This window comes from Maritalea sp. YIW29, from assembly GCF_057219265.1.
Genome location: NZ_JBXVVF010000001.1, coordinates 1,078,850 through 1,094,880 on the forward strand (window position 1 = coordinate 1,078,850; position 16,031 = coordinate 1,094,880).

15 protein-coding genes are annotated in these 16,031 nt (G+C 50.8%); 1 reads left to right on the top strand and 14 read right to left on the bottom strand.

Annotation, left to right across the window (positions count from 1 at the left end):
- Window positions 1–14: 14 nt before the first annotated feature.
- The 13 genes from AC2D8L_RS05225 to AC2D8L_RS05285 form a co-directional block, all read right to left on the bottom strand.
- Window positions 15–1,454: a peptidoglycan DD-metalloendopeptidase family protein gene (locus AC2D8L_RS05225; RefSeq protein ID WP_484684382.1), complete on the bottom strand. Its 1,440-nt coding sequence runs from the start codon at window positions 1,452–1,454 to the stop codon at window positions 15–17.
- A gap of 74 nt (window positions 1,455–1,528) precedes the next feature.
- Window positions 1,529–2,179: a protein-L-isoaspartate(D-aspartate) O-methyltransferase gene (locus AC2D8L_RS05230; RefSeq protein WP_484684383.1), complete on the bottom strand. Its 651-nt coding sequence runs from the start codon at window positions 2,177–2,179 to the stop codon at window positions 1,529–1,531.
- A 15-nt stretch (window positions 2,180–2,194) separates the two neighbouring features.
- A complete protein-coding gene (gene surE / locus AC2D8L_RS05235; RefSeq protein WP_484684384.1) occupies window positions 2,195–2,968 on the bottom strand; it encodes a 5'/3'-nucleotidase SurE in 774 nt (257 codons plus the stop codon).
- Entirely contained in the window at window positions 2,968–4,248 is a 1,281-nt protein-coding gene (gene serS / locus AC2D8L_RS05240; RefSeq protein WP_484684385.1) for a serine--tRNA ligase, read from the bottom strand. Before serS ends, surE begins: the two co-directional genes overlap by 1 nt.
- Window positions 4,249–4,313: 65 nt before the next feature.
- The gene (tatC, locus tag AC2D8L_RS05245) at window positions 4,314–5,153 is read right to left on the bottom strand and encodes a twin-arginine translocase subunit TatC (RefSeq protein ID WP_484684386.1); all 840 of its coding nucleotides are present in this window, start codon (window positions 5,151–5,153) and stop codon (window positions 4,314–4,316) included.
- Window positions 5,154–5,855 carry a Sec-independent protein translocase protein TatB gene (gene tatB, locus AC2D8L_RS05250; RefSeq protein ID WP_484684387.1) on the bottom strand — a complete coding sequence of 234 codons (702 nt, stop codon included), beginning with the start codon at window positions 5,853–5,855 and terminating at the stop codon, window positions 5,154–5,156.
- Window positions 5,856–5,916: 61 nt separating this feature from the next.
- Entirely contained in the window at window positions 5,917–6,111 is a 195-nt protein-coding gene (locus tag AC2D8L_RS05255) for a twin-arginine translocase TatA/TatE family subunit (RefSeq protein ID WP_269394292.1), read from the bottom strand.
- Window positions 6,112–6,172: 61 nt separating this feature from the next.
- A complete protein-coding gene (locus tag AC2D8L_RS05260; RefSeq protein ID WP_484684388.1) occupies window positions 6,173–7,297 on the bottom strand; it encodes an ABC transporter ATP-binding protein in 1,125 nt (374 codons plus the stop codon).
- On the bottom strand, window positions 7,284–7,982 hold the full coding sequence (gene scpB / locus AC2D8L_RS05265; protein WP_484684389.1) for an SMC-Scp complex subunit ScpB: 699 nt from the start codon (window positions 7,980–7,982) through the stop codon (window positions 7,284–7,286). The genes AC2D8L_RS05260 and scpB overlap by 14 nt, the downstream gene beginning before the upstream one ends.
- 12 nt (window positions 7,983–7,994) lie before the next feature.
- Entirely contained in the window at window positions 7,995–8,786 is a 792-nt protein-coding gene (locus AC2D8L_RS05270; RefSeq protein ID WP_484684390.1) for a segregation and condensation protein A, read from the bottom strand.
- Between the two features lie 109 nt (window positions 8,787–8,895).
- Window positions 8,896–11,097 (bottom strand): SPOR domain-containing protein, encoded by a 2,202-nt coding sequence (locus AC2D8L_RS05275; RefSeq protein WP_484684391.1) that lies wholly within the window; start codon window positions 11,095–11,097, stop codon window positions 8,896–8,898.
- An 87-nt stretch (window positions 11,098–11,184) separates the two neighbouring features.
- Window positions 11,185–12,939 (bottom strand): arginine--tRNA ligase, encoded by a 1,755-nt coding sequence (gene argS, locus AC2D8L_RS05280; RefSeq protein WP_484684392.1) that lies wholly within the window; start codon window positions 12,937–12,939, stop codon window positions 11,185–11,187.
- 41 nt (window positions 12,940–12,980) lie between these two features.
- The gene (locus AC2D8L_RS05285; RefSeq protein WP_484684393.1) at window positions 12,981–14,162 is read right to left on the bottom strand and encodes a deoxyguanosinetriphosphate triphosphohydrolase; all 1,182 of its coding nucleotides are present in this window, start codon (window positions 14,160–14,162) and stop codon (window positions 12,981–12,983) included.
- 101 nt (window positions 14,163–14,263) lie between these two features.
- Here AC2D8L_RS05285 and AC2D8L_RS05290 point away from each other — a divergent pair, with 101 nt between their 5' ends.
- Window positions 14,264–14,614, top strand: a complete 351-nt coding sequence (locus AC2D8L_RS05290) for a HesB/IscA family protein (protein ID WP_484684394.1) — start codon at window positions 14,264–14,266, stop codon at window positions 14,612–14,614.
- A gap of 54 nt (window positions 14,615–14,668) precedes the next feature.
- Here the strand turns inward: AC2D8L_RS05290 and AC2D8L_RS05295 are convergent, their stop codons facing one another.
- A complete protein-coding gene (locus tag AC2D8L_RS05295) occupies window positions 14,669–16,003 on the bottom strand; it encodes a uracil-xanthine permease family protein (protein WP_484684395.1) in 1,335 nt (444 codons plus the stop codon).
- Window positions 16,004–16,031: the final 28 nt, after the last annotated feature.

Sequence of the window (16,031 nt, forward strand, 5' to 3'; positions counted from 1 at the left end):
CAACTCGGTTTGGCTTAACTTGCCAATAGCGGCATCGGATCGACCGGTGTCGCGCCTTGGCGGAGTTCAAAGTGCAGTTGTGGACGGCTAACTGCACCGGTCATGCCAGCGGTTCCGATAGAATCACCACGATCTACATATGCGCCTTTTGCAACATTGATGTCTTTTAGGTGCGCGTAAGCTGAAACATAGCCGTTGCTGTGCTTAATCAAAATCAGGTTTCCGAACCCTTCAACCGCGTTGCCAACGTAGATCACTTGGCCATTCTCTGCTGCGCGAATTGCAGCACCTTCCGGTACTTCAATGTTCACGCCAGTGTTCTTAGAGCCACGGAAGTCGGTGATCACCCTGCCCTTAACAGGCCAACGGAAAGAGCCTGTTGCAGATTTTGGCGTTTTTGCAACAGATGCCGTTGTTGTTGGCTCTGCTTTGGGTGCAACATCATTTTCTGGCTCAGCCGCTTTAGGCTTTACCTGCGTAACTGCTGCTTTTGGCTTTGCCGCAACCTGTAGATTTGCAGGGCGCGCAATAGGCCTTGGAGCGGTTTGCGTCGGTGTCTCTGCTTTTGCAACCTTTTGCGATTCGACAACAGCACGAGAAGCAACATTACGTGTTGGAACACGCAAAGATGGTGACGTATCAACGAGTTGAACCGGCTCGACAGTCGATGCGACACTTGCTGGCGGCAATTTTGCTTCCGCGACCTTCACTGGCTCAACAGGCGCTGCGATTTTCGCAGTCGCGAGACTCGGTGTGACTGTTTTTGGGGCGGTCATACCAGGACGGCCTGGAATAATGACATCTTGGCCAACAAATATGCGGTCAGGAGATGCAAGGCCATTCGCAGCAACGATCGCATCTGTTGTCACATCATATTGGCGCGCGATCGCATACAGAGATTCGCCTGACTGAATTTTGTGCATGAACGCATTGTCCGGCACGACGCGAGGTGAGGTCGCGACGCTGGCTGTTGTGGTGGCAGTATCGATTTTTGGTGCTTTGGTTAGGTCAACCTCAGCAAGAGATGGCATGGAAGACATTGACTGGGTACTCGTTACTGGTTGCTGTGTCAAAGTAGGCAGTTGCTGACGCATAATGACTGGCTGCGCTGCAACGGATTGCCCAATATTTGAGGCTGCCTGAACCGGTGTTACGCCTGGCACTCTCGGGTCTCTTGATTGAATTGGTGAATAAACGTTGTTTGGTCCAACGGATGCAGAAGGAATATACGGCGCTCTTGAATTGGATGCGCTCAAATAGCGCCCCGATGCGGGCAACTGCGTTGCAGCCACAGCGTCTGGCATTTCCTGGGATAGGTTTGCATTGTTGGCGGTATTTACTGAGCTCGTGACCAGCGGGGGGCCAGCAAATCTGGCGCTCGTGCAGCCAGTTACAAGGATTGCACATGAAAGTGCACCTAGAACTGCAATATTGGACTTCTCGCGGATACTCATGAAGCTACTCATACTCAATACAACTCAATGGATCTGAGTATAGATGCGTTAAGGTAAAGGGGAGTTTAAGGCTTTCAAACTTTTCCAGAAAGTAGCGGCTGAACGCGCATTTCGCCTAGTGCAATTGGATCAAGTTGCCCGTCGACTTTGGTAAACTTGGTTAATTGTTGAATGGATTTTGGCTCACCTATCGGAGCGACAAGTACGCCCCCCTCGCCCAGTTGATCGACAATTGACGTTGGAACGGAGATGACAGAGCCGGTTAGCATGATCCTTGGGAACGGCGATTGATGCGCCCACCCGTCTAGTCCGTCGCCGTGATGTTCGACAATATTTGAAATTTTCAACTTTTGCCAACATCGAGCAGCCGTTCGCAAAAGGTTGCGGTGTCGCTCAACCGTAAAAACCCGTTTGCACATCTGCGCCAACAACGCGGCTGAATAACCGCTGCCCGTGCCAATTTCCAAGATTTTGACGGGCCGCTCGTCCAATTCGAGCGCATTAAACATTTTTGCCAATTTGATGGGCGAAATCATGGATTGGTTTTGAGCAATTGGCAAAGATACATCGCGGTAGGCATGTTCGATATAGTCAGCTGACACGAACATTTCTCTGGGCACAGTTTCAAGCGCTTTGAGAATGTGCGTGTTCATTATACCTGATTGACGCGCCTGCAGGACCAGCGATGCGCGGGCCCAGTCAAGGTTCTGGTCTTCATCAGCCATATGCGTGCCCTTAAATCAATTGAGCGACAATTTGCCTTGTAGATCGTTGATGACGTCGAAATCAGTTTGCTGCAATTTCACAGGCGTTACCGTTATCGCATTATGCTCTAAAAGGCGCACACAGTCTGCTTCTGCGTCTAACGGGGTCGGTGTTTTTAGAATGGTGACAAAGAATTTGCCGTCATTATCGCTTGGATAATGTTCAAATGCTGCTTCAGAAAACCTTTGGTGCGGCACGAGCTCTATGCCCGAAACATCGTCTGCCGCACAACGCGGGAAATTGACATTGTAATAAACATCTTTGCCCGCTCCATTTTCGATTATCGAGCGAATCGCTGCCTCTCCGTGACGTTCAGCGCATTCCCAATCGATCACCTGCTCGTTGGCGAAATCCATGCTTTGGCTCAACGCAATGCCCAAAGCGCCCTGCAGCACACCTTCGCGTGCACCCGCAGCTGTACCGGAACAGTGAATAATATCGGCGATATTTTGTCCGCGATTAACTCCAGACAATACAATATCGGCCGGTTTGTCTTTCAGCACATGCGTCATACCAATAACGACACAGTCGGCCGGCGTTCCCTCTATGGCAAAAACTTGTCGGTCACGCTGGTCGAGCGAAAGCTCTGTACCCAACGTAAATTTGTGCCCTACACCGCTTTGGTTGCCAGCAGGTGCGACAACCCAGACGTCATCAGAGATCTTCCGCGCGATCTTTTCAAGCAATTTGATGCCCGGCGCATCCACTCCATCATCATTGGTAACGAGGATACGCAATTGATCAGACATTATTTGCTCGACGCTATTTCTGTCTTGCCGCCCATATAGGGTTGCAAAACTTTGGGGATGGCGATCGATCCATCTTCTTGTTGATAATTTTCCATGACCGCAATCAAGGCACGACCGGTGGCCACACCAGATCCGTTCAGCGTATGAACATATTGCGGTTTGCCATTTTCGTCTCGGTAACGTGCTTCCATGCGTCGTGCTTGATAGTCGCCAGCTACAGAAACTGATGAAATCTCACGGTATGCATCCTGGCCGGGCAACCATGCTTCAATATCAAATGTACGCTTCATCGTCGCGCCCATATCGCCAGAGCAAAGCCGCATTACACGATATGGAATGTCTAAGCCTTTCATCACAGCTTCCGCACAACCCAGCATGCGCTCATGCTCCTCAGTTGATTTGTCAGGGGTTGCTACGGCAACCATTTCAACTTTGTAGAATTGGTGCTGGCGCAGCATGCCGCGTGTATCACGCCCAGCAGAACCTGCTTCGGAGCGGAAACATGGCGTCAAAGACGTAAAGCGCAATGGTAGCTCTTCTTGGCTGAGCATCGTTTCACGGACCAGATTTGTCAAAGACACTTCAGATGTTGGGATGAGCCACCGATCATCGGTTGTTTGGAACGCGTCTTCAGCAAATTTTGGCAATTGCCCGGTGCCGAACAGGGCTTCTGAACGTACAAGCAAAGGTGCAACAACTTCTGTGAACCCATGTTCGTTGGTGTGCAGGTCCAACATATATTGGCCAAGCGCGCGTTCAAGGCGCGCCACATCGCTTTTAAGCACCACAAAGCGTGAGCCAGCAATTTTCGCTGCAACCTCAAAGTCCATCTGATTAAGGTCTTCGCCAAGCTCGTAATGTTCTTTGGCCTCGAAGTTGAACTGACGTGGTTCCGAAAATTTGCTGAGTTCAACATTGTCATTTTCATCAGCACCGTCGGGTACGTCGTCGTGCAAAACGTTTGGCAAACTGGCCAACAGTTCGTTCAACTCAGCGGTCTGTTGTCGCTCAGTTTCTTCACCCGCTTGCACTTTTCCTTTTAGATCAGCGACTTCTTTGAGCAAGGTTTGCGCCTTCTCTTCGTCACCTTGAGCCTTGGCCTGCCCGATCTGTTTTGACGAGGCATTACGTGTCTCTTGCCACTCATTCAGTTGCTGAACGGTTGCCTTACGGGCGTCATCTAGGGCGATAACGTTTGCAGATTGTGGTTCGCCGCCGCGTCGTTGCATGCTCTTATCGAATGCTTCGGGGTTGGCTCTTATCCATTTTACGTCAAACATGTGGTGCTCCGGCGCTTTGCCGATCTCTTAAAAGATCTCAATTTGAATTTGCTGAAATTGGTTTGTTATGAGGCGTCTTCGCCTGAGGATGCGTCTTCCGTCGCTTCTCCCGACGCTTTCTGGCGCTTGGCCCGCGATCGCTCAACAAGTTGCACAGCAAATATCGATAGCTCATAAAGTAGGAAAACAGGTACGGCCAGTCCAATTTGGGTCATCGGTTCTGGTGGTGTTAGGAATGCCGCCACCGCTAGAATGGCCACAATCGCATATTTGCGCCATGCGCGTAGGTTTTCTGCGGTGATCAGTTCAGCACGCGCCAGCAACGTCAAAATCACAGGCAGTTGAAAGCAAAGACCAAATGCCAGCAGCAACGTCATGGTCAAAGAAAGATATTCAGAAACCCGCGTCAGCATTTGAATTGAAGCTTCGCCGGGCGCACTCTGCTCAAATGACAAGAAGAAGCGCATGGCAAGTGGCATCACGCCGAAATAAACCAGTGATGCACCCAATATGAACAATATCGGGGTCGCGATCAGATATGGAACGAATGCAGCGCGCTCACGTTTATACAAACCTGGTGCCACAAACATGTATATTTGGCTGGCAAGCACTGGAAATGCGAGGAAAACTGCGCCAAACAAGGCAACTTTGAGTTCGGTGAAGAAAGCTTCTTGGGGCGCTGTGTAAATCAAACTGACGTCTTCAACAGAACCGCCGACAGCCTGAACGAACGGGCCCAGCAAGACGCTGTAGATTTGGCCTGCGAGAAAAAAGCAAATGACAAATAGCACGGCAATTGCAACGAACGAATAGATTAAGCGCGTGCGCAACTCGATCAAATGTTCGAGCAATGGCGCTTCGCTTTGGCTAACTTCGTCTTTTGGCCCTTCGAGCATTTCGTTCATTTACGCATTCCCTTTAGGCGCAACGGGTTTCTTGGCCGGTGCGCGGCGGGTTCTTGTTGTTGTTTTTGAAGCGGCAGGCTTAGCAGATGCAGGCTTGGCAGATGCTGGTTTTGCCTTTGCAGCCGCTGCTCTCGGCTTAGGTGCCGTGGCAGCTTTGGCCGTGGCCTTTGGTTTTCGGGTTACAGGTTTTTTCGCAGCAGTCGCCTTCGCCGCCGGTTTCTTCGAAGCTGTGGTCTTAGCCGTCGTTTTCTTCGCTGCGGCAGTCTTTTTCGGAGCCGTAGCCTTCTTGGCTGCGGGTTTTCTAGCTGTTGTCTTTTTAGCCCTGGCGGCTTTGCCTCCAGATGGAGCAACGGGCGGTAAACCGGCTGCCTCGCGAATTTCGTCTGCGACGCTCTCTTGGCCCTCTACTTTAGGCGTAATAGCGCCGCTAGGTTTCACACCATCTTTGCCGATTGCGTTGAACTGGCTGGTCAGCTCTTCGTGCGTTTCTTTGAGCGGCGCCGTGATCGAATTCTTCATTTCCTTGACTTCATCAAGGGCGGCAACTTTGTTGATCTCGGATTTGAACTCGTTGCCCATTCTGCGAATAGTGCCAAATACGCGTCCCAATTGGCGCAGCATTACTGGCAGGTCCTTTGGACCAACGACGATCAGCGCGATCGCCGCGACGATCAACATTTCGCTCCAGCCGATATTCAGCATAGGACACCTTTAGCTTGAAGAAGGCCCAGCCAAGCCGGATGGGCAAAATACCAAAAACTGATTAGCTTTTGTCTTTTTCAGCTTCTTCTTTTTTGACATCAATTTCGGCGACTTGCTTCTCGTCGTCCGACATCCCTTTGCGGAACGCTTTAATGCCAGATGCAACTTCACCCATCATGCCTGCGATTTTGCCACGACCAAACAATAGCAATGCAGCCACCGCGATGATCAAAATACCCCAAGGACCTGGATTCATGATTTTACTCCTCTCGTTCGCGCATTTTGTGCGCGAAAAACTTCTAACTATTCAAATATGGTCAATTTGCATCAAACACAAGGACACGATCAGGGTTTATTGCGATATTTACGTCTTGTCCTTGACGTACATCATCACTTGCTGGACGCCTCACCCGCACTGGCTGGTCAATTCCAGCGACCGCAACCTCAACCGTGTCAATTCCGATAGCCGTGTGCTTATTTACCACACGGCCCATGGCGCCCTCGCCCTTGTCGACAAGGTTTGCCGAAGCAACCGGCCGCATGGCAACGATGATTTTCGTGCCGTCTGCACGCCCTTCCACGGCTAAATCGCCCAATGGTGTTGAAGCGCGGCCATTTGATACGGTGGCGTGCATTTCAGAAATGGGCGAAAAGAAACGTGCTACACTTAGATCCATTGGTTCATTGTAAATTTGATCCGATGTTCCAATCTGGGCAATTTCGCCATCACGCAAAAGCGCAATCTTATCGCCAAACAACATCGCTTCTTCGGGGTCATGGGTCACAATCACACAAGTGGCGCGGGTTTCACGCAGCACTGCCAAGGTTTCAGCCCGCACGCTTTCACGCAATCGTGCGTCCAGCGACGAGAATGGTTCATCCAATAAGAGCAACCCCGGCTTAGGCGCAATGGAGCGTGCTAACGCCAACCGCTGCTGCTGCCCACCGGAGAGCTGCGACGGGTAATCATCTGCTCGGTCCGCGAGGCCAACACGGCGAAGTGCATGCAATGCTTGAATACGCGCTTCGCTTTTGCCTAAAGATTTCAAGCCATATTCGACATTTTGAGAAACTGACATATGGGGGAACAGCGCAAAGTCCTGAAACATCAAGCCAATGCCGCGTTTTTCAGGCCGAACAGAAATGGTAGATGACGCGACTACGGTCTTGTTGATTTTGATGGTGCCGGCAGAGATATCCTGCAATCCAGCAGTTGCCCGCAATATTGTCGATTTGCCGGAGCCAGATGCACCAAGCAGGCATAGAATTTCACCGGGTGCAGTGGAAAAATCGGTGCCTTTCAGCACCTCTCGGCCACCCATTTCACAATGGACCTGATTGAATTCCAGCCCAGCCGCAAAGCTGATCCCAGCGGTACCCCGCGGTCCCCAATCTTGATCAACCGGCGCGTTTCTCGCACCAGTATTGTTATCCAAGGTCATCGTCGCTCAATTCAGTCAGCAGATCATCGCCATCGTCATCTGCATCAAGCGGGTCTTCATTGTCAAACAAATCTCCGTCATTAGGCGAAGGAATGCTGAAATTTGGTGGTAAGTTGGTAGAAAGTAGGCCCGTGCCCTTCAATTCATTGATCCCTGGCAAATCAGTAATGGCCTCAAGACCAAATTGGTCCAAAAACTCAGGTGTCGTGCCATATGTCACGGGCCGACCAGGCGTTCGCCTTCTGCCACGCATGCGCACCCACCCTGCTTCCATCAAAACATCCAATGTACCTTTTGAAGTTGCGACGCCGCGTACTTCTTCAATTTCAGACCGCGTTACAGGTTGATGATAGGCAATGATTGCCATGATTTCGAGCGCCGCACGCGAAAGCGGTTTTCGTTCGGTTTCTTCGCGCCGAAGCAAAAAACCCAAATCCTCTGCCGTGCGAAAGGCAAAAGCGTTTCCGCGACGAACTAGATTGACCCCTGCATGCTGATATTTTTGCTGAAGTTGTTCCGCCAACTGCTCAACATCAGCCCCGTCAGACAAAAACGGTTTCGCTTCGTCTAAAACTAGGGGTTCTTTGGCGGCGAACAACAAAGCTTCGAGCACACGTAGATTGCGCGCAACAGTTTCACCGTCTTCAGCATCATCTGTTTGCATGTCGATCGAGCTGTCGTCCACCAAAGTTCCTACCTATTGCTCTTTGCGCCGCCGCAACATAAGCGGGCCAAATAATTCAGATTGGCGCAACTCTAGCTGGCCTTGGCGCACCATTTCAAGCGATGCGGTGAAACTTGAAGCGAGAGCTGTTGTCCGCTCTTCCGGCAGGTCCAAATATTTCGACAAACACGCATGCAGTGGCACCCAGTCTGCACCCTCACCGATCAAACGACGCAACATATCTTCAGCGTCCTGAAGCGACCACACCGTTCGAGTGACAGGGGTATATTCAGCAGGGATTTGACGTTCTCGCTGAACTGCATAGGCCCGAAGCAGATCAAAATAAGTCGCTTCCCAAACATTCTTCCTGTCGGTCACGACATGTTCTGGATCACCGCGCGCAAATATCTCGCGATCAAGTTGCGGGCGATTAATCAATTTGGCCGCCGCGTCGCGCATTGCTTCGAGCCGTTTTAGGCGGAATTGCAATAAAGCCGCCATTTCTTCGCCGGTCGGCTCATCTGTGTCCGCATCTTGGGGCACCATCAACCGGCTTTTCAGATAGGTCAGCCAAGCCGCCATCACCAAATAGTCAGCGGCGACTTCAATCCGGCGTTCGCGAATTGTGTCGATAAAACTCAGATATTGCTCTGCGAGAGCCAAAACGGAAATGTTGGCAAGGTCAACTTTCTGCTTGCGGGCAAGGTCCAACAAAAGATCCAGCGGACCTTCATAGCCCTGCACATCCACATACATAACCCCTTCACCCCTTGATGGGCGAACTGGGTCTTGCATAAAGTCAGACTGAATGTCTTTTTGTGCCATTTCACCAACATCTTAAGTCACAATCGCGAAGAAAGTGTGGCGTGGTCATGGGCTTGGGGTCAAGCAAGATTGGCGACAAACGCCGCCAATTCACTGTTTATCGCACTGATTAGTTGTTTCTGACGAAACAATCTCCGCCGCCGACTTTCAAGTTTGAGCAAAGGCTATTTGCGTCTGCAAGGCTATTTGAAGGCACACGCACTCGGAAATAGATACCTTTATCGCCAAGATCGACTCGGTTGATGTCAATTGTGGCGTTGCTCAACAGGCTTGGGAATTGGCGTTGTAGCGTTGCTGCCGTTGCCTGAGCAGTCTCAACAGAACGTTGCGAAGCGAGTTGCACATAGAACGGTGCGGAAACACCGCTCGTTGTAGAGGAAGTCGGCGCGCTTGCTGTTGTTGTCGCAGGTGCGGGCGTTGATGCCGTTTGCGGCAATAGCGAAATCGGCTGTGATGTCGTTGCAACCGGGGTTGCTGCAGTGGCGCTTGCCAATGGTTGGTTGGTGCCCAACCCGGCAGGACGTGCAGGTGGCTGCGGTGCTGATGGGTCATCACTTGTTGCCAGGGCAGCAGCTTCTGTCACCGCTGTTTCGGTAACAGCTTCAACCAATGCAGTTGCATCTGGCGTCACAGGCGTTTCAGCCACAGCATCCCCAGAAGCGATGGAGTTCAACACAGATGCAATTTCATCGCCAGCCTCAGCAGTCGCATCACCATTTGAAAGCGCTGGCACATTTGGCCGCACACCTTGGGGCAATTGCTCAGCTCCTGCGGAAGCTTCGTTGCCACTGACGATCGTGCCGTCAGCCAAAACCGTAACGGTTTTCACTTTTCGGTTTGTTAACCCATTGCTGTTGCTTGTTGGCGTTACGACACGTGCGATATTTGTGCTTGAAGCACCATCCGTTTCATCGCGTGAAACGATTTGCTCGTTGCTCGTATTTTCACCATTGCCTTCAAGTGCGTTGAATACGCTGGAATTTTCTTCAGTACTTTGAGGCGTTTCTGGTTCGATTTTAACTGATGTATTTTGGGCTGCAACTGTTGGGACATCGGTACCCGCATTCTGGCCATAAAACATCCAATATCCAGCTCCACCGACTATTGCCAAAATCAAAACTGCCGCAATGGCTGCAAAAACAGGTAGCATGCCGCCACGTTTATCAGTTTCTGTTTCAATGCGCTCAGCCCGCACTTGATCGGAACTTACCGATGCAGCTCCAAAATTCGGCTCAGCCGTCATCGGCTCCTCAGCATGCATCTGATTTTGGGCAAGAGGCGCAGGCTCTGGTGTGACGTCCGGTTGAGTTGGAGCGACAGGAGACGTTGGTACCGCTGGCTTTGTTCCTGCAGCGGCCAGTGCAGCAAGAATTGCCGCCTCTGCTGCATCTGCGGGCGTTTTATCCGCTCGGGTAGGCTCTGCCGGTGTTCGCGTATCGGCGATCAATTCTTCAATTTCTGAAAGTGGATCGCTCACAGCAACAGAAGGATCTCGCACATCGGCAACCATGGATGGTGGCACCGCGAATTCGTCTTCGCCATGAGATGCGCTATCACCAAAACTTTGTGGTTGCTCAAACCCTTGCTCTGCAAATTGAGCGTTTTCTGAATGCTGCGGCGCGCTTACGCCAGCTTGTGCGACAGGAATTTCACCGAATGCTGGGCTCGGCTCAGGCGCGGCTTGACGCTCAACGTCTTCAATCAGCGACGCAATGGCATCAAGATCATCCATGACGTCAATTGGTGTGGCCTCAGTTTCAGCTGCAGCTTCGCTTGCTTCAAACGTAGGCGCTTCGCTGACTTCAGTTGCAATCGGCGTTTGCTCAGCAAAACCCTTTTCAATATTCGACGAAAAATCGAACTCAAACGGCACTTCTACATTTTCAGGTGTCGCGCTTGGTGGCGTCGTGCTTGGCGCTGCCGTTTCCTGATCAGGGGTGAATGCCTCATGCCCGGAAAGCGGCGTTACGCCCTCGCCTATTGTAGAAAATGGAGCTGTTGGCGTTGGTTCAGTTTGCGCGCGCTCGGCCGGTACTTCTGCTGGTGCTGGCTCACTTGTTTCAACCAATGTTGGTCGAAACGCTGGTTCGGTCTTTGGTGCTTCAGGTTGCGGCTCAAATTCAGGCGTGGGCTCAAAAGACCGGACAGGCGTGAGTGTGGACCGAGCAGCAGCTGTTGCTTGCGCTCGTTCATCAACGGCATCAGAAACGGTGCTTCGCTTCGCATCGTCGGCTACAATGCGCGCCAATTCCGCAATCAAGTCATCGGATTGTTCTAATCCAGAATTCTTGGGATCGTTCGAATTCGTCATATTGTTCGGTCACAGACGTTAGTCATGACCCTCACTTTTGTATTCGTAACACTATAATTATGCTGATAAAGCAGCATTGTGCCTGAATTATGATAGTTCTTCTGGCGCCGACACACCAAGAATGCCCAAACCATTTCGCAATATTTGACGAACAGCATTGACCATTGCGAGTCGCGCTAGGGTTATTGTCCTATCTTCATGATTAATAAACCGTAACTGCGGCTCTTCTTTGCCTTTAGTCCAAAAGGCGTTGAACGCGCCTGCCAACTCGTGAACGTAAAACGCAACGCGATGGGGTTCGTGGGCGACGGCCGCGGAATTGATGATCCGTGGAAATTGTCCTGCTACTTTGAGCAGGTCGATTTCAGCCGGATGCGACAACAATGATAAATCTGCATTCTGCAAATTTTCCAACGACATATCCAAATCCGGGACATCGCGCTTAGCATTTCTAAAGACAGAACATGCCCGCGCGTGGGCATATTGCACATAGAATACTGGGTTTTCACGGGTTTGCTGTGTCACAAGGTCGAAATCAAAATCGAGCGGTGCCTCGTTCCGACGGAACAACATGATAAAGCGCACAACGTCCGCGCCCACTTCGTCAACAAGCTGAGCCATCGTGATGAAGTTGCCGCTCCGTTTGGACATTTTTGCAGGCTGACCGTCACGCAGCAGGTTCACCAGTTGGCAGATCTTTACGTCAACTTCTGCCTCACCGCCTGAAACAGCCTTGCCCGCCGCACCCAGTCTTTTGACATAACCAGCGTGGTCTGCGCCCAAAACGACGATTTGCGAATTATAGCCACGCAGATATTTATTGCGGTGGTATGCAATGTCCGCTGCAAAATACGTGTATGAGCCATCCGACTTGATCAAAGCTCGGTCTGTATCGTCGCCAAAATCTGTCGCCTTGAACAACGTTTGCTCGCGATCTTCCCATTCTTCAGGCGTTTTGCCTTTTGGTGCTTCTAGCGTGCCTTGATAGACTAAGCCTTCGTCACGCAGCCATGCGAGGGTGTTTTTAATATCACCATCGTCACCGTGCAGCGTTTTCTCAGAAAAGAATTCATCATGCTTGATCCCGAGCTTTGCAAGATCGGCGCGAACAAGGTCCATCATTTTCTCGAGAACAATCGGTTTGATCTTATCAACCCGAGCTTCTTCGTCCATTGATTTCAGTTTGTCGCCAAACTTTTCAGCCAAGAACTGGCCAATTGGCAGCAAATACTTGCCTGGATAAAGACCGGCTGGTATTTCACCAATATCTTCGCCGAGCGCTTCCAAATAACGCAAATAGGCAGAATTGGCCAAAACCGTGATCTGACCGCCTGCATCATTGATGTAATATTCGCGCATAATGTCGTAACGGCAAAAGTCCATCAAGTTGGCAAGCGCGTCGCCGAATACAGCCCCACGTGTATGACCAACATGCAGCGGACCTGTTGGGTTGGCCGAAACATATTCAACATTCACTTTTGCGGCCGACTTTTGCACGGGTCGGCCAAAGTCGGCGCCCTTTGCGTTTGCGTCCGCAATTACTGACTGCCATGCGTCAGCGCTGAGCGTGAAGTTGATAAAGCCCGGCCCAGCAACATCAATGTTTGTCACTTGCGCGTCACTCTCAAATTCAACGACTAACTTTTCCGCAATCTGCCGAGGGTTTGATTTGAGCGTCTTGGACAACACCATTGCGGCATTGCACGACAGATCGCCATGGCTTGCATCGCGCGGAGGTTCAACCACAAATCGAGAAAGCGCCGCTTTATGCTCGCTTAGTTCAGGATAGAGGTTGATCAACTTTTCTTCCACACGATCGCGGAAGACGGCAAATGCGTCCATTTTATTTGTCCATTTCAATAATGACTTGAATATCCAAGCGGTTACCGGAAATCCACGTCCGCGTCAAACAATCGGTTAAATGAGGTGGTGGCGTATGGGTCTGTCATGCCGGAAACAAAGTCGCTCACGGTGCGCGGGCGGCCGCCGAGCGGGTTAGAATTTGCTAGATCTTCCCACTCAGGCGGCATGGTGGGGTTTGCGAGATACTCATCAAACAGTGCCCCAACAATCTCTTCGCCCTTTAGCACAGGGCTCATCACGGACGCGGAGCGGTAAACGTTTGAGAACAGATACTTTTTCAGCTCTTTCTCCTGCGCTGCCATAGTATCAGAGAAACAAATTTGCGTTTTGATCGCTTGTCGAACATTTTCGGCGCTTTGTGGCGCGAGCGTTGAAATCTGCGCGGTGGAATGATTGATCACATCTTCGATTGTCCGCGTGATCAAACGCCTAATTGTCTCATGTGACTGCCTATCTGCACTAACGTTGGGATATTTATCTTGCACCTCACGAACGATTTCACCAACAAGTGCAACATCGCGAAGTTGGTCCAAACTAAGCAAGCCTGCACGTAGCGCATCGTCTATGTCATGCGCGTTGTAAGCTATGTCGTCTGCAATCGCAGCAGCTTGAGCTTCGAGAGAAGCGAAACTGTCAAAGCGCAAATCAGCAACAGCAAGTTTTTGATCAAGACCAAATGGTAGCTCCTTTTGACCGACGCCTTGTCCAATCAACGGACCATTGTGCTTGATGATCCCCTCGAGCGTTTCCCACGTCAAATTTAGCCCATCATGTTCCGCATATCGGTTTTCAAGCGAAGTCACGACCCGAAGGGCCTGCACATTGTGATCAAAGCCGCCGTAAGCGCTCATTTTCTCATGCAGCACACGTTCGCCTGCATGGCCGAACGGCGTGTGCCCCAAATCATGCGCGAGCGCGAGACATTCCGCCAAATCCTCGTTCAAATTGAGCGCCCGGGCAATTGATCGAGCGATTTGAGATACTTCGAGCGTATGGGTCAGTCGGGTACGAAAGTGATTTCCTTCGTGGTGAAGGAACACTTGCGTTTTGTGTTTTAGGCGACGAAAGGCGTTAGAATGGATAATCCGGTCACGGTCGCGCTGAAACTCAGACCGCGTTGGACTTTCGCTCGTGGCGTGAAGACGGCCCTTGGATTGTTCCGGATGGGACGCATATGGCGCAAGCCCATTGCTCAGGTGCATTTCAACTTTCCTTGTACCCTCTTTTCAAAGTGCTTTATGAAGCCTATCTATTAAGCAAGGCTTTTGAAAACGCCATTTGGCGTCAGAAATAGGAAATTTACATGTCAGATCTTGCGCTAGCACCTGAAAAAGTCACCGTTACCGACAGTGCTTTAACTCGGATCGAGGCGATTTTGGCGAAACAACCCGCAGGAACAGTACTTCGCGTCGCTGTTTCGGGTGGCGGCTGTTCCGGTTTCCAGTACGAATATAATCTGGTTCAGGAAACAGCGACGGAAGATGATCTTGTGCTTGGTCATGAAAAGGCAACTGTGCTGATTGATTCATTGAGCCTTGAATTTATGCAGGGCTCGGAAATTGATTTCGTCAACGACCTGATCGGCCAAAGCTTTCAGATCAACAATCCAAACGCTGTTGCGTCATGCGGTTGTGGAACAAGCTTTTCAGTTTAGAACTGTCACGAAGACTAGTGAAAAGAGCCCGGCAGTGCCGGGCTCCTTTTTGTTTTAGTCCAGCTCTGCTGGCAAAACTGCATTTAGAACGATCGACAAGAACGCTACAGGAAGCAGACCTGAAGAAAGCAACACTTGAAGCGTGCTTGGCAAATGCTGCAATGCTTGCGGCACAGCCTGAAGTCCAAGACCAATGCCGAGTGATACAGCCAAAATCACCATGTTACGGCGATCCCACTTTACATCACCAAGCATGTTCACACCGGCTGATGCGACCATTCCGAACATGACGATCACGCCGCCGCCAAGAACCGCGATGGGCATGGAAGCGATGATTGCGCCAATCTTTGGAACCAATCCACAAAAGATGAGGAACACGGCGCCAATTGTGACCACCATCCGGCTCATTACGCCAGTCAACGAAATCAGACCCACATTTTGCGAAAATGATGTGTTTGGCAAGCCACCAAATAGGCCAGCAATCGCGGTTCCCAAACCATCAGCAAATGTACCGCCTGCTAGCTCTTTGTCGGTTGCCTCACGGTTTGCGCCACCTTTGGTGATACCTGAAATATCGCCAACGGTTTCAATTGCAGACACCAGAGCCATCAAACACATGCCGATAATGGCGGCCATATTGAACTCGATGCCGTAGGAAAGTGGTGTTGGTATGGCAAACCATTCAGCCCGCGCAACGCCAGACATATTCAACATGCCCATTGGCCAAGCTACAAGCGTGCCGACAACGAGACCAATCAAAATCGCAGCGGAAGACATAACGCCTTTGGCAAAAAACTTAAGACCAAGCGACACAACGATTACCGTTAAGGCCAAGAACCAGTGATTTAGGCCACCAAACTCGGGCGCTCCATTGTCAAAGGCGGGCACACCACCGGCGGCATATTTTATGCCAGTAGGAATAAGTGCCAGACCAATAGAAAGCACTACCAGACCAGTCACCAAAGGTGGCAACCAAATTCTGATGCGCCCGATTACAGTGCCCAAAAGGAAGTGGAATATCCCGCCAACAATGATACCGCCGAACAGTGCGGCCATTCCCGCTGTTTTCACAATCGGAATCATAATTGGAATAAAGGCAAAGCTTGTGCCTTGCATGACCGGCAACTTAGCACCGATTGGTCCCATACCTACAGTTTGAAAAAGTGTCGCGATGCCAGCAAATAACATCGACATTTGGATCAAAAAGACCAAATCAGTGGAACCGAAGGCAAATCCCGCTGCCAAACCAACGATAATCGCTGGCGTGAAATTGGAAACGAACATCGCCAAAACATGTTGTAGGCCAAGTGGAATGGCCACTGACATTGGCGGTGAATAATCCGGGTCCATTAATTTCTTCTTTAGATCATCCTCAGACGCATCACTCATATTGTTACTCCCCCAATTTAAAGATACG